Raw genomic sequence first — 568 nt, forward strand, 5'->3', positions numbered from 1 at the left:
GACCGGTTTTCCATCTTCGAATTTAGAGAAGTTAGAGCGGTTGACCTCTGTAAGTGCGCCTTCGATATCAAATCCCATCATGTGGCACACACCGATAGCTGTGACGATTTGGTCAGTTAGAGAGTCGAGTAGCTCAACCTCTTCACTTTCACTTAGGTTTCTTACGCTATCCATAAATATTGGAGATAGGTTTTTGTAGCTATCTGAAACATGCTCTATTTGAACTGAAAGCTCATCATCAGTCATAGCCTCAGCCATCTCCGCTACTTCTTCATAGTGGCAGCCAATCTGTATGCAAGCCTGCTCAATTGTCGGCTCTGGAATCGCTTGCTCAAACCATTCTTTCGTGCGTTTTAATTCGTTCATTTTACTTTCCTGTTTACATTCACAATATTGATAAGGTTTTTGACACTCTTTGCATTCGTAGTGGGACATCATCTACACCTCATTCCCAAAACAATCCCAACCGTCCGCAGTCTTGCGCGCGAAAAGCTCAATGCGTGGCACATCGCCAGCCAAGTCGACGATTAGATCTCTTACTTGGTGCGGTTTTTCTGAGTGCTTTGTT

General features: G+C 44.0%; 2 protein-coding genes. Both read right to left on the reverse strand.

What is annotated here, in order from left to right:
* Positions 1-438 (reverse strand): nucleoside triphosphate pyrophosphohydrolase family protein (locus tag DC53_RS00180; RefSeq protein ID WP_081824608.1); only part of this gene is annotated, 438 nt, incomplete at its 3' end.
* Positions 439-568 (reverse strand): MT-A70 family methyltransferase (locus DC53_RS22690; protein ID WP_276202716.1); only part of this gene is annotated, 130 nt, incomplete at its 5' end. It lies immediately after the preceding gene.

Source organism: Pseudoalteromonas fuliginea (assembly GCF_000690055.1).
Classification (GTDB): Bacteria; Pseudomonadota; Gammaproteobacteria; order Enterobacterales; family Alteromonadaceae; genus Pseudoalteromonas; species Pseudoalteromonas fuliginea.